General features: G+C 66.9%; 14 protein-coding genes. 10 read left to right on the top strand and 4 right to left on the bottom strand.

Annotation, left to right across the window (positions count from 1 at the left end; all coding sequences use genetic code 11):
- Window positions 1-22: 22 nt before the first annotated feature.
- Window positions 23-964: a DUF808 domain-containing protein gene (locus ABD225_RS17835; protein ID WP_344088792.1), complete on the bottom strand. Its 942-nt coding sequence runs from the start codon at window positions 962-964 to the stop codon at window positions 23-25.
- A 191-nt stretch (window positions 965-1,155) separates the two neighbouring features.
- On the opposite strand from ABD225_RS17835, the gene ABD225_RS17840 reads away from it, so the two are divergent.
- Together ABD225_RS17840 and ABD225_RS17845 are read left to right on the top strand one after the other, a co-directional pair.
- Window positions 1,156-1,308, top strand: a complete 153-nt coding sequence (locus tag ABD225_RS17840; RefSeq protein WP_344088795.1) for a hypothetical protein — start codon at window positions 1,156-1,158, stop codon at window positions 1,306-1,308.
- Window positions 1,309-1,312: 4 nt separating this feature from the next.
- Window positions 1,313-1,492 (top strand): hypothetical protein, encoded by a 180-nt coding sequence (locus tag ABD225_RS17845; protein WP_344088798.1) that lies wholly within the window; start codon window positions 1,313-1,315, stop codon window positions 1,490-1,492.
- Between the two features lie 2 nt (window positions 1,493-1,494).
- On the opposite strand, the gene ABD225_RS17850 is transcribed toward ABD225_RS17845, so the two are convergent.
- A complete protein-coding gene (locus tag ABD225_RS17850) occupies window positions 1,495-2,244 on the bottom strand; it encodes a PIG-L family deacetylase (RefSeq protein ID WP_344088801.1) in 750 nt (249 codons plus the stop codon).
- Window positions 2,245-2,350: 106 nt separating this feature from the next.
- Between ABD225_RS17850 and ABD225_RS17855 the strand changes: the two genes are divergently transcribed.
- Genes ABD225_RS17855 through ABD225_RS17865 form a run of 3 tightly spaced genes read left to right on the top strand, consistent with a single transcriptional unit; the run spans window position 2,351 to window position 5,345 of the window.
- Complete coding sequence (locus ABD225_RS17855) at window positions 2,351-3,142, top strand: N-formylglutamate amidohydrolase (RefSeq protein ID WP_344088804.1); 792 nt, start codon at window positions 2,351-2,353, stop codon at window positions 3,140-3,142.
- Window positions 3,139-4,308 carry a peptidase MATCAP family protein gene (locus ABD225_RS17860; RefSeq protein ID WP_344088807.1) on the top strand — a complete coding sequence of 390 codons (1,170 nt, stop codon included), beginning with the start codon at window positions 3,139-3,141 and terminating at the stop codon, window positions 4,306-4,308. Before ABD225_RS17855 ends, ABD225_RS17860 begins: the two co-directional genes overlap by 4 nt.
- Window positions 4,305-5,345: a glutathione synthetase gene (locus ABD225_RS17865; RefSeq protein ID WP_344088810.1), complete on the top strand. Its 1,041-nt coding sequence runs from the start codon at window positions 4,305-4,307 to the stop codon at window positions 5,343-5,345. Before ABD225_RS17860 ends, ABD225_RS17865 begins: the two co-directional genes overlap by 4 nt.
- 20 nt (window positions 5,346-5,365) lie before the next feature.
- On the opposite strand, the gene ABD225_RS17870 is transcribed toward ABD225_RS17865, so the two are convergent.
- Both ABD225_RS17870 and ABD225_RS17875 read right to left on the bottom strand, forming a co-directional pair.
- Window positions 5,366-6,316 (bottom strand): SRPBCC family protein, encoded by a 951-nt coding sequence (locus tag ABD225_RS17870; protein WP_344088813.1) that lies wholly within the window; start codon window positions 6,314-6,316, stop codon window positions 5,366-5,368.
- Entirely contained in the window at window positions 6,316-6,546 is a 231-nt protein-coding gene (locus ABD225_RS17875; protein WP_344088816.1) for a helix-turn-helix domain-containing protein, read from the bottom strand. Before ABD225_RS17875 ends, ABD225_RS17870 begins: the two co-directional genes overlap by 1 nt.
- A gap of 119 nt (window positions 6,547-6,665) precedes the next feature.
- On the opposite strand from ABD225_RS17875, the gene ABD225_RS17880 reads away from it, so the two are divergent.
- The 5 genes from ABD225_RS17880 to ABD225_RS17900 all read left to right on the top strand — a co-directional run bounded on the left by ABD225_RS17880 (window position 6,666) and on the right by ABD225_RS17900 (window position 12,602).
- Window positions 6,666-7,955, top strand: a complete 1,290-nt coding sequence (locus tag ABD225_RS17880; RefSeq protein ID WP_344088819.1) for an MFS transporter — start codon at window positions 6,666-6,668, stop codon at window positions 7,953-7,955.
- A gap of 125 nt (window positions 7,956-8,080) precedes the next feature.
- The gene (gene relB / locus ABD225_RS17885; protein ID WP_344088908.1) at window positions 8,081-8,302 is read left to right on the top strand and encodes a type II toxin-antitoxin system RelB family antitoxin; all 222 of its coding nucleotides are present in this window, start codon (window positions 8,081-8,083) and stop codon (window positions 8,300-8,302) included.
- 182 nt (window positions 8,303-8,484) lie between these two features.
- Entirely contained in the window at window positions 8,485-10,866 is a 2,382-nt protein-coding gene (locus ABD225_RS17890; protein ID WP_344088822.1) for an ATP-binding cassette domain-containing protein, read from the top strand.
- 109 nt (window positions 10,867-10,975) lie between these two features.
- Entirely contained in the window at window positions 10,976-11,326 is a 351-nt protein-coding gene (locus ABD225_RS17895) for a YciI family protein (protein ID WP_344088825.1), read from the top strand.
- 10 nt (window positions 11,327-11,336) lie between these two features.
- Window positions 11,337-12,602, top strand: coding sequence for an RNA polymerase sigma factor (locus tag ABD225_RS17900; RefSeq protein ID WP_344088827.1), 1,266 nt, complete (start codon window positions 11,337-11,339; stop codon window positions 12,600-12,602).
- The last annotated feature ends 6 nt before the right edge of the window (window positions 12,603-12,608 follow it).

A 12,608-nucleotide genomic window follows, 5' to 3' on the forward strand; every position in this document is an offset into this window, starting at 1 on the left:
CATCGACGGGAAGGAGGCTGCCTTAATGGTGAGCGGCGGCGGGGGAGCGCAGCCGGTTGACGGCCGTCACGACCGCGACGACGAGCGCGCCGAGGATGAGACCGAAAATGGCGGAAGCGGTGGTGTTCGCCAGCCACCCGAGCAGGGCGCCGCCGAGATGATGAGCCTCCTCCTCGAGGTGATGGACCCAGCCATAGACGGTGTGGAAGCCCAAATCGTCGGTGCCCTTGAGGACGATGTGCCCCCCGACCCAGAGCATGGCGACGATGCCGATCGTGGAGAGGCCCGCGAGAATCTTCGGCATCGCGCTGACCATGCCGCGCCCGAGAGCCTGGCGGGCACCGCTGCCACCGCGGGCCAGGTGCAGCCCGATGTCGTCCATCTTGACGATGAAGGCGACGACGCCATAGACGAGCAGGGTCATGGCGATCGCGACGACGATGAGGATGGCGGCGCGCATGGCAAAGGGCTCGTCGGCGACCTCATTGAGCGAGATGACCATGATCTCGGAGCTCAGGATGAAGTCGGTGCGGATCGCGCCCGCGGTCATCGCCTTTTCCTGCTCCTCGCCCTCGAGGACCACCGGCTTCTCGTCCTCATGGTGACCCAGACCGAACTTTTCGAGGATCTTCTCCGCACCCTCGAAACACAGGTAGGTGCCACCGAGCATCAGCAAGGGCGTGAGAGCCCACGGCGCGAACTGGCTCAGCAGCAGGGCCGCCGGCGTGATGAAGAGGAGTTTGTTGCGCAGCGAGCCGATGGCGATCTTCTTGATCACCGGCAACTCGCGATCGGGGGTGAAGCCCTCGACATACCTCGGGGTCACGGCCGTGTCGTCGACAACCACCCCCGCGGCTTTGGCGGTCGCCCGGCCGGCCGCCATACCGACATCGTCGACAGAGGCGGCGGCGAGCTTCGCCAAAGCGGCGATGTCGTCCAGGAGGGCGACGAGTCCGCCGGCCATGGGCTGCTCCAAAAAGTCAGTCGAAAGAGTTGAGCAAGCGTAGCGGGGCGCGCCAAGTGAGGGAAAAAGCCAAGGTCAACGAGGTGCGACGCGCCCGAGCGCGGGGGTTTTCCGGATGCGGCCCGACCTCGCAACACCCAGCGTCGTGGGTTCCGCCGAGGACCACAGTCCCTTTCCGCAGGAGCCTCCACATGATCCGCAGAATCCTTGCTGCCGCCACGCTGGCCGCGTCCCTCGTCACGGCAAGCGCCGCTGCAGCGACCCACTCCGCCCCCTCGGGCGCGCCTACCGGCGAGTCGTTCGGCACGTCCTCGTCCCGCGCAACGATGACGCTCACGGGCTAACACGGTGGCCAACTACCCGCCGGAGACCTATGCCGCCGCGCTGACCCGACAGGCCGTGACGATGGGTAATCCCGAGACGATCCGCTACTTCTATGGCAGTTCGCCGCTGCGTTGGCCACCGAGCGGCGGTTTCGCCGGGACCCGGCCGATGGTCGTCTCATTCAATCGCTCGCCCGCCCGCTGATGTCACTCAGCCAGCACGCGGTAGGCGAGCGGGTCGGCGAGTTGGGCATCGAACATATACGGGACCGAGCGATAGCCGACACCCCACCGGTCGGTGGCGAGATCGGTGTGTCGATAGGGCTGCTGGTCGCCAGGGGTCACTGGGGTGGCGGCGCCCTCGGGGACGACATGGTGGCCGAGGGCCTCGACCGCTGCACGACGCGAGCAGGCCGTGAAAAAGGCCGGTGGGTATGCCGTGTGCCCGCCCTCGTGGAGTCGGCTGGCCGCCTCCGCGCAGGCTCGGTGGTCCGGATTGTGCTCCGCGTATGCCGTCAGGGTCGCCACAGCTGTCCCGCCGGGCGGGGCAAAGGTCTGGATGTAGGCGAGCACGTCGTTGCTGGTGAAGGCGCGCTCGTCGAGACGGTCGACATACGACGGGAGCAGGGGGGTGGCGCCGAGATTCTCGACGCTCCACCGGAACTCAGCATCGCGGATCCGACCGAACTCCCACTCGCTGGGTGTGCGGCCGAGTAGCCTCGGCATATCACGGGTGCGCACGACCGACTTGTTGCCGCGGCCGACGAGCAGCACGCGGACCTCGCGGCCGGTCGCGACTTCGGCCTTAATGGCCGCTCCCATCGAGAGCAACTCGTCGTCCTGGTGCGGTGCGATGAACAGGATGGGGGGCGGTGACTCCCCGGGCGTCTCGATCGGCCCGATCACCTCGGTGCCCGTCGTCAGGTCAGCGTCCGTCATCAGGTCCGCGCCCGTCATCCGGTCAGCGTACGGGCGGTGAGCCTGGCTCACCCGAAAGGATGAGACGAAGAATCAGGGGTGGGCTTTCGCGAGGTGGCTGCCGGTCCACCGGCTACAAAGGGCCATGGACCGACATCGCGTCGTCGATTTCACCGGGCCGTGGGACGGTCAGATCCTCGCAACCTCTGTGCACGCGGGACATGACATCCGCGCCGACCTCCAGCAGGTCATGATCCTCGATGAGGCGGACCGGTTGCGCGAGGAGGACCCCTTCACGGACGAGATCGCGGCCGCTGTGCCGAGTCGAGCGATCACGCACACCTCCCGCTTCGAGGTCGACCTCAACCGCCCGCGTCGCGAAGCCGTCTATCGGGCACCGGAGGACGCGTGGGGACTCAGGATCTGGCGTGACGAGGTACTGCCGGATGACCTCTTTCGCGCCAGCCTCCAGACGTGGGACACCTTTTACACCGCGCTTGCCGAGCGGCTCGATGCGGTGGCCGAGCGGGGGCCTTTCGTCCTGCTCCACGTCCACTCCTACAACCATCGTCGGCCCGGCCCGGACCAGCCGGCCGAGGCGGTTGCGGACAACCCGGAGGTCAATCTCGGCACCGGCTCGGTAGACCGCAGCCGCTTCGGCGGACTCGTGGATCGCTTCGCCCGTGACCTGGCCGATCCCGAGCTGGGCTGCGGGCCGGTGGATGTGCGCGAGAACGTGAAATTCGAGGGGCGGCAACTCGCGTGGTGGGTTCATGACCGTTACCCGCGCATCGGCTGCGTGTTGGCGCTGGAGTTCAAGAAAACCTTCATGGACGAGTGGACCGGGGTGCCCGACCGCGACGCAATCGCCTGTGCCCGAACGAATCTCGCAGCCACCCTCCCGGGCTTGGCGGGCGAACTGGCGGCGCTGTCGTGACCGAGTTCCTGGAGCTCACGCCTGAGGACCTGGCCGTCGACCATGCGCTCGCGCAACTCTCGGCGAGCCTGCGCTTCCTGCTCGAGGTGACGCCGGTGGACGCCGCGTCGGCGCGGGCGGCATACGACGAAAAGCGAAGCGGTGACCCAGTTTTCACCTATCGCGAACTTCAGATCGACCCCGAGGTGGCGGCCGCGCAACTCGCGGCGATCGAGGTGTCGGCCGTCGTGAATCCCACCCTCGGGCACCTGCTGCGCGCCAAACACCGAGAGCTAGAACTGCAACTCGCGATGCTGGCGGCGCGCGACAGCGAGGACTTCCTCGCCTTGTCCATCGAACTGTATGGCGGGGTCGCCCCAGCCCTGCGCGAGCAAGCCGAGGCGGTGCTTGGGAGCGTTCGGCATACGGAATCGGCGGGGGAGGCGCTCGACGCGGAGAGTTTCCTGGAACTCGCGCTCGCCGAGGTCGCGCGCTATCGCGAGCAGGATCCTGACATCGAGATGCATGCAGAGATTCGCCCCGACGCCTCGGGCGTTCTCGTCTCGGGCAATAGCCTGTTGATCGGTCCGGAGTCAGTGGTCCAGGCTCGACGTGCTGAGGCGCTGATTCACCACGAGGTCGGGACTCACCTCGTGACCCAGGTCAATGGCTCGGCGCAGCCGATCAAAGTGCTCGGCTCGGGCTTGGCGGGCTATGACGAGACGCAAGAAGGCTTGGCCGTCCTCGCCGAGATTCTCAGTGGCGGGTTGACCGCATTTCGGTTGCGGCAGTTGGCAGCTCGCGTCCTGACGGTGCATCGCCGGATCGGCGGAGCGAGCTTTCGCGAGGCCCACGACGCCTTGGTCGACGAGGGTTTCCCGGAACACAGCGCGTTCACGACGGTCATGCGCATCTTCCGGGCCGGCGGGATGACGAAGGATGCGATCTATCTGCGCGGCCTGGTCGACCTGCTTGGCCATCTGCGCGGTGGCGGGCGGCTGGATCTGCTGTGTCGCGGCAAGTTTGCCTTGCGCGATCTGCCGCTCATCGAAGACCTCGATACGGCCGGGATCCTGCGCCCGGCTCGCCTAATCCCGCGCTACCTGCTCGACCCGGCGGCCGCCGACCGGCTGGCCGCCGCAGCCCAGGCCGACGACCTCGGCCAACTCCTGGAGGTGCCCGTATGAAGATCGGCTTCGTCGTCAACGACGTCGCGACCGAGAAGCCCGTCTACACCACCAATCGGCTCGCCATGACCGCCAAACAGCTCGGCCACGAGGCGTGGTTCATGGGCGTCGGCGATTTGTCCTATCAACCGGACGGGTCCATCTCGACCAAGGCCCGGCGCGCGAGTGGCAAGTCCTATCGCTCGCTCGAGCGGCACCTGGCGGATGTTCAAAAGCCAGACATCGAGGAGTTGATCGGGCTGGCGGAGTTCGACGTGGTCATGTTGCGCAACGACCCCGCCGACGACGCCGAGAGCGCGCCGTGGGCGCCCAATGCGGCGGTGGCGTTCGGACAGGTGGTTGCCGCGCTCGGGGTGCTCGTGGTCAATGATCCGACGTGTTTGGCCAATGCCCTCTCGAAGGCCTACTTCCAGCATTTCCCGCAGATCGTGCGCCCGCGGACGCTGATCTCCCGCGACGCCGACCTGATCGACGAATTCGTCAGCGACCTCGGTGGCCGGGCCGTGCTCAAACCTCTGCAGGGCTCGGGTGGCAGCGGCGTCTTCCTCGTCGACCGCAAGGAGTCGCCGAACCTCAACCAGATCATCGAAGCGATCAGCCGGGACGGCTATGTCGTGGCGCAGGAATATCTCCCGGAGGCCAAGAATGGTGACGTGCGCTTCTTCGTCATGAACGGCCGTCCGCTGGAAAGCAAGGGAGCGTATGCCGCCTTCCGCCGGGTCAGCGCCGGCACCGATCTGCGCTCGAATATGTCGGCCGGCGGGAGCGCCAAGGCGGCCAAGGTCACCGACGAGATGCTGGAACTGATCGACATCGTGCGCCCCAAGCTGGTCGCGGACGGCATGTTCCTCGTCGGGCTCGACATCGTCGGCGACAAGCTGATGGAGGTCAACGTTTTCAGCCCCGGAGGGCTGGGCAGCGCGAAAGGGATGACCGACGTGGACTTCGCGCCCATCATCATCGAGGAACTCGAGCGCAAGGTGAACATCCGCCGCCACCACCCGGAGATCGACAACCGCACCCTGGCGACGACGTGAAGCCCGCTGCTGGGCGAGCATCACGCGGATTGGGCGAGCGCCTGCGCGATAAGTCGGAGCCGGACTTCCTGGAAGCGCGACATCCGCCGCTCCAGCGCGCCCAGCAGGCCGCCCGTCCGCCGCAGGTCCGAGCGCAGCGCGATCGTCAACCGCGTGCTGCCTCCCGCAATCGGGGTTAGGGAGATTCGGAGGCGCTCCTCGAAGGGTTGACGGCCGCGCAGTCGACCGCCGCGACCGGGGAACTGCGCGTCCCAGGCAATCGCCTCGCCGGGAGAGTTCTCGCTGACTCGGTAGGTCGTGACAGCGCCGGTGAATCCGAAGGCGCTGCTGAACTTCGGAGAATCGGCCACGATCCGTGGAATCCCTCGAAAGCTCGAGTCGTCGAGGATCGTGATCTCGGCAACGTCCTCATCCCACTCCGGCCTCCTGCGCGGATCGGTCAAGAGAGCCCAGATGCGTTCTGCGGCAACCGGAACCGTTTCCTCGACTAGTGCGGTCCAGGCCTCGCGCTCGGGTTCTTCTTCGATCGCGTGCCCTGCCTGCGCGAGGGCGCCGGTCCTGATCCCGGCGACTTCCAGCAGCCGAGTCGCCGGGCCCTGCGAATCGGTCGTGATGGCATTCAGCACCGGCAGATCGTTTTCGGTGTGCGCAGCCTCCAGGGCCTCCCTGGCGCGCTCGGAGAACCTGAGCGATTCTGCGGCATAGCGGGAAGGCGGGGGCGTGGGCCACGCTTCATCGAGTATGCCGATGCTGGCGAGGTCGTCGCGGGCGACCTGGGCCATGGCCGCCCGACCCGCGTCGAGCGTCAGCCCCTCGTGACGCAAGCGGGCTGCGCTCTCGCCGCCGATGACGAGCAGTCCCAGCAGGACGTGATCGGTGTCGACCACGTCGTGCCCAGCCCGCAGCGCTTCGTCATTGCTCGCGATGAGCAGGCGCCAGACCTGCTCCATCCGCTCGAATCGTGTCGTCATCATCGGTTCCCTTCGTCGTGGCGGATACGTCGGTGGTATTTCTTGTGCACGGCCTGGCGGGTCACTCCGAGTGCGGCCGCAATCTCGGGCCACGAAAAGCCCGCGTCCACCGCGGCCTGCACCTGTCGCAACTCCAACTGGTCCGCGAGCCGGCGCAGGGCGACGACCGCGCGCAGTCCCGTCATCGGCTCCGCCACATCGGCGGCGATGGCCTCGATCGGTCTTTCCATGCCTGTCAACCTAGGTTGCTCACGACGAGTTGTCAACCGTGGTTGACAGGGGGTCTGAAGTCCGGCAAGCCGCATCAATCGGGTGGCGTGAGTCGGACGGCCGGGCATAGCGTGGCCGGATGCCCTCCGCGCGTTCCGCCCTGCTGCGCGACGAGCGGTTCGTCTTGCTGCTGATCGCGCGCACTCTGTCGATGCTGGCGATGGCCTTCGCGCCAGTAGCCATCGCGTTCGGCGTGCTGGACCTGCCGGGAGCAACGGCCACCACGTTGTCGGTCGTCTTGGCGGCGGAGTCGATCGCGCTGGTCCTCTTCACGCTGATCGGCGGGGTCATCGCGGACCGCTATCCGCGCGATCGCGTGCTCCAGGCGGCCTCTTGGGTCAATGCGCTCCTGCATGGCGTCATCGGCCTGATGCTGCTCACCGGGCACGCACCCATCCTGGGCCTGGCGGCGATGACCTTCCTTGCAGGGATTGCCGGCGCCCTCGTCTGGCCCGCGATGACCGGGATCATTCCGGACATCGTCCCCGCCGCCTCGCTGCAGGACGGAAACGCGCTGATCGGGTTGGGCGGCAACACGGCTCGCGTCGCTGGCCTGGTGGCGGGCGGGGTGGTCGTCGTCGCGATCGGCGGTGGCTGGGCTCTCATCGCGGCGGGCGCGGTCTTCCTGGTTGCTGGCCTCTGCGTCGGTCGCCTGCGCTTGGGCGTCACGCCGCGCGATGCTGTCGCCGGCCCATCGGTGTGGTCGGAATTGCGCGACGGCTGGTCGGAGTTCCGGTCGCGCACCTGGCTCTGGGTCTGTGTCCTGCAGTTCTCCGCCTTCGTCATGGTGTGGCAGGCGGCCCATCTCGTCCTCGGACCAGTCGTCGCCAAGACGGCACTCGGTGGTGCCGGCGCCTGGTCGACCATCCTCGTCATCGAGTCTCTGGGGCTGATCGTGGGCGGGCTGCTCGCGCTGCGGTGGCGGCCCGCGTACCCCATCCGGGTCGTGGTCTTGCTGAGTTTCCTCGGGGCCCCGCCCTATCTCCTGCTCGGCCTGCACGCCCCGCTCGCCGCGATTTGCGTCGCGAGCTTCGGGCTGGGCCTGGCCTTCGAGATGCTGACGATCTTCTGGCAGACGACGATGCAGCGCGAGATCCCGCCGGACTCGCTCTCCCGGGTCAGTTCGTATGACGCCCTCGGCTCCCTCGCCCTCGGCCCCCTCGGGATCATCCTGGCCGGGCCGCTGGCCGATGCGTATGGCGCCCACCGCGTCTTGCTCGCCTGTGCGGCCGTCATGGTGGTCACCAGCGCGGCCTCGCTGTCGGTGCCGAGTATCCGGAACCTGCGCGCGGAGCCGCGCGACGGCATACCCCCGCACGTGCCCGACTCTCCGGCCGACCTAGGCCCGGCGGTCACTCTGCCCCAGTGATGGCACGTGGTGGGGAAATTTGCTGATGCCAGGGCGACACCAAACTTCCCCACGACCGGACTCGGTCGGCGGGCGGATTTGTCATGAGCCTCGATGCGATACGTGTATCGCAGAAGGGTCCGGTCATGCCGCTATCAGGTCGTCTCACTCCAGAGGAAGACTCTCGACTCGATCGACTCGCAGCCAGGACCGGACGCTCGAAGACTTTCTACGTGCGCCAGGCCATAAAACTCCACCTCGCGGAACTTGAGGAGCAGTACTGGGCTGACGAGGCCATTCGTGACTGGGAGGCGTCAGGGAGGACGTCACGCCCAGCCAGTGAGCTCTGGGGCGAGTCGGGCGTCTGACCTTTCGTCATCGTCGCGGTGACCATGGGTCATCGGTCGGGAGTGTATTAACCCTCCCGTCTGCCCTGCGGAGGTCGGCGGGTGGATTCAGGCAGCGCCGATCGTCGTCCGGAGGGGGCGGCGGGGCGCGATTAGGCTGGCCCGATTCCCGAGACGGACACGCACGATGGAGAGCACAGGCGATGGCGAGCACGAAAACTGAGGCGGGCGGGCAACATACGGCCGACTCGCACGACCTGATCCGCGTCGTCGGGGCACGAGAGAACAACCTCAAGGAGGTCAATGTCGAGCTGCCCAAGCGGCGGCTGACGGTCTTCACCGGAGTGTCCGGCTCGGGCAAGAGCTCGCTGGTCTTTGCCACCATCGCGGCCGAGAGCCAGCGGATGATCAACGAGACCTACTCGACCTTCGTACAGGGCTTCATGCCCACGCTCGCGCGGCCGGATGTCGACCTGCTGGAGGGGCTGACGACGGCGATCATCGTCGACCAGGAACGGATGGGCGCCAACATTCGCTCGACCGTCGGCACCGTCACCGATGTCAACGCCATGCTGCGCATCCTGTTCAGCCGGCTCGGGCAGCCGTATATCGGCACGTCCAAGGCCTTCTCCTTCAACGTCGCCTCCGTCTCCGGCGCGGGCGCCGTGACGATGACCAAGGCGGGGCAGCAGATCAAGGAGCGCCGGGAGTTCAGCATCCAGGGCGGCATGTGCCCGCGCTGCGAGGGCGTGGGCAAGGTGAGCGACTTCGACTACACGGCGATTTATGACGAGAACAAGTCGCTGCGCGAGGGGGCGCTGCAGATCCCGGGCTACTCGATGGACGGCTGGTATGGCCGCGTCTTCATGGGCAGCGGCTTCTATGACCCGGACAAGCCGATCAAGAAGTTCACCAAGCGTGAGCTGCACGACCTGCTCTATAAGGAGCCGACCAAGATCAAGGTCGACGGCATCAATATCACCTACGAAGGCGTCATCCCGCGCATCCAGAAGTCGATGCTGTCCAAGGACCGCGAGGCGATGCAGCCGCACATTCGCGCTTTTGTCGACCGCGCCGTCACCTTCCAGACCTGCCCCGACTGCGCGGGCACGCGGCTGAACGAGGCGGCGCGCAGCTCGAAGATCAAGGGGATGAATATCGCTGATGCCTGCCAGATGCAGATCAGCGACCTCGCCGAGTGGGTGCGCGAACTCGACGATCCTTCCGTCGGGCCGTTGCTGGAGGGCCTGCAGGAGACGCTCGACTCCTTCGTCGAGATCGGGCTCGGCTACCTCTCGTTGGATCGGTCGTCCGGCACGCTCTCCGGCGGCGAGGCGCAGCGCACCAAGATGATTCGCCACCTTGGGTCGGCGCTGACCGATGTCACCTATGTCTTCGACGAGCCGACCATCGGGCTGCACCCACACGACATACAACGGATGAACAACCTGCTGATCCAGTTGCGGGACAAGGGAAACACCGTCCTCGTCGTGGAGCACAAGCCCGAGGCGATCGCCATTGCCGATCACGTCGTCGACCTCGGGCCAGGGGCCGGGACCGGTGGTGGGGAGATTGTGTATGAGGGGGATGTCGCGGGCCTGCGCGGCAGCGACACCTTGACGGGCCGGCACCTGGACGACAAGGCGTCGCTGAAGGATGGGGTGCGCAGGGCATCCGGGAAACTCGAAGTCCGCGGGGCCACGGAGAACAACCTCAAGGATGTGGATGTCGACATCCCCCTCGGCTGCCTCGTTGTGCTGACGGGGGTCGCCGGGTCGGGGAAGAGCTCGCTGATCCGCGGGTCTGTGGAGAAGCTCGACGGCGTCGTCACCGTCGACCAGTCGGCGATCAAGGGCTCGCGGCGGAGCAATCCGGCGACCTATACCGGTGTGCTGGAACCGATTCGGAAGGCTTTCGCCAAGGCCAATGACGTCAAGCCCGCGCTCTTCAGCGCCAATTCCGAGGGCGCTTGCCCGACGTGCAATGGCGCGGGCGTGATCTATACCGACCTCGCGATGATGGCCGGCGTCTCGACGCCATGCGAGGAGTGCGAGGGCAAGCGCTTCGCGCCCTTCGTCTTGGACTACACCTTCGGCGGCAAGAACATCGCCGAGGTGCTGGACCTGCCGGTGGCCGAGGCGGTTGACTTCTTCGGTGCCGGTGAGGCGAAAACGCCTGCGGCGCAAAAGATTCTGGAGCGTATGAAGGATGTGGGCCTGGGCTATGTCCGGCTCGGCCAGCCGCTGACCACGCTGTCCGGTGGCGAGCGCCAGCGGTTGAAGTTGGCGACGCAAATGGCGGACAAGGGCGATATTTACGTCCTCGACGAGCCGACGACCGGTCTGCACCTGGCCGATGTCCAGAACCTGCTCGGGATGCTCGATCGGCTCGTGGATTCCGGGAAGTCGGTCATCGTCATCGAGCACCACCAGGCGGTGATGGCGCACGCTGACTGGATCATCGACCTCGGCCCGGGGGCCGGGCACGATGGCGGTCAGGTGGTCTTTGAGGGCACGCCGGCAGACCTGGTGAAGGGCAAGAAGACCCTCACCGGCAAGCATCTGGCCGACTACGTCAAGAAGTGACAGCACCGCACGCTTGACCCGGTGCTGAAATTTTTCACGGGCAGGTGTCCTTTTGCCGGGGTGCCGTTCGTGGAGATGTCGTAAGCACCCCAACCAAGGAGTAGAACCCATGGCTCAGTACCTATTGTCCGTCTGGCACGACGACCAGAACTTTCCCCAGACCACGCCCGAGGATATGGAGCGGATGTTCGCCCAGGTCGGCGCCTTCAACGAGGAGGTGCAGGCGGCCGGCAAGTGGGTCTTCGCCGGCGGCCTCCACCCGATCACCACGGCCACCGTCGTCGACGCGAGCAAGGGCGACCCGGTCATCACCGACGGCCCGTATGCCGAGTCCAAGGAGCAGATGGGCGGCTTCTGGGTCATCGAGTCCGAGGACCTCGACGAGGCGCTCGAATGGGCCCGCAAGGGCTCGGCCGCCTGCGAGGGCCCGGTCGAGGTGCGTCCCTTCCAGGGCGAGTGAACCGCGCCGCATGTTCAACGGGGAGCGCCACGACCTCGACCGGCTCGATCGCATTTTCCGCGAGGAGCACGGTCGGGTCGTGGCGGCCCTGACCCGTTATCTCGGCAGCATCGACCACGCCGAGGACGCCGCCTCCGAGGCGTATGTCGTGGCCCTGGAGACCTGGCCGCGCGACGGCATACCTCCCAATCCCGGCGGTTGGCTCACGACCACCGCCCGACGCCGCGCGATCGATCGCCTTCGCCGCGAATCGACCCGCACCAGCAAGGAGGGCGAGGCTCACATGCTGCTCGAACTCCACGGCACCGATGGCCCCACGCCCGACGAGTCCTCCATCGAGGATGACCGGCTGCGGATGGTCTTCACCTGCTGCCACCCAGCGTTGGCGCCCGCAGCGCAGGTCGCGCTGACCCTCAAGGTGCTCGGCGGTCTCTCGACGGCCGAGGTGGCCGCGGCCTTCCTCGTCGAGGAGGCCACGATGGCCAAGCGACTGACCCGCACCAAGGGCAAGATCGCGGCGGCCCGCATCCCCTATGAGGTGCCGGGGGATGCTGCCCTGCCCGCACGACTCACGGCGGTGCTCACGACGATCTATCTCATCTTCAACGAGGGCTACCTGCCGGGCGGCTCGACCCAAGAGACCGGCGACGCGATGCGGCCGGACCTCACCGGCGAGGCGATCCGGCTGGCCCGCCTCGTCGTCGAACTCATGCCGGACGAACCCGAGGTGGCTGGGCTGCTCGCCCTGCTGCTGCTGACCGAGGCACGCCGCGCGGCGCGGGTCGTCGACGGTCGGCTCGTCACCTTGGCCGACCAGGACCGATCGCTGTGGGACCGCGACCTGATCGCCGAGGGGCACGACCTCGTGCGAAGGTGCTTGCGCCGCAATGCTCCCGGCCCCTTTCAACTCCAGGCAGCCATCAACGCCGTCCACACCGACGCGCCACGCTCGGAGGACACCGACTGGGCGCAGATTGTCGTCCTCTATGGCCAGCTGTATGCCGTATCGCCGACCCCCGTCGTCGGCCTCAATCGCGCTGTGGCACAGGCGGAATTGGCTGGGCCAGAGGTGGGATTGGCAGCCATCGATGCGGTCCCTGGCATTGGGTCACTGGACGGCTACCACCCACTGCACGCCACCCGGGCCGAGTTGCTGCGACGGAACGGGGACGCGGACGGTGCGCGGGCGGCATACGAACGGGCCCTGGACCTCGCCACCAACCCGGCCGAGCGCGCCCACCTCACCGAGCGGCGTAGCTCTCTGGAGATGCTCTGAACGCAG

Source organism: Nostocoides veronense (assembly GCF_039531185.1).
Classification (GTDB): domain Bacteria; phylum Actinomycetota; class Actinomycetes; order Actinomycetales; family Dermatophilaceae; genus Nostocoides_A; species Nostocoides_A veronense.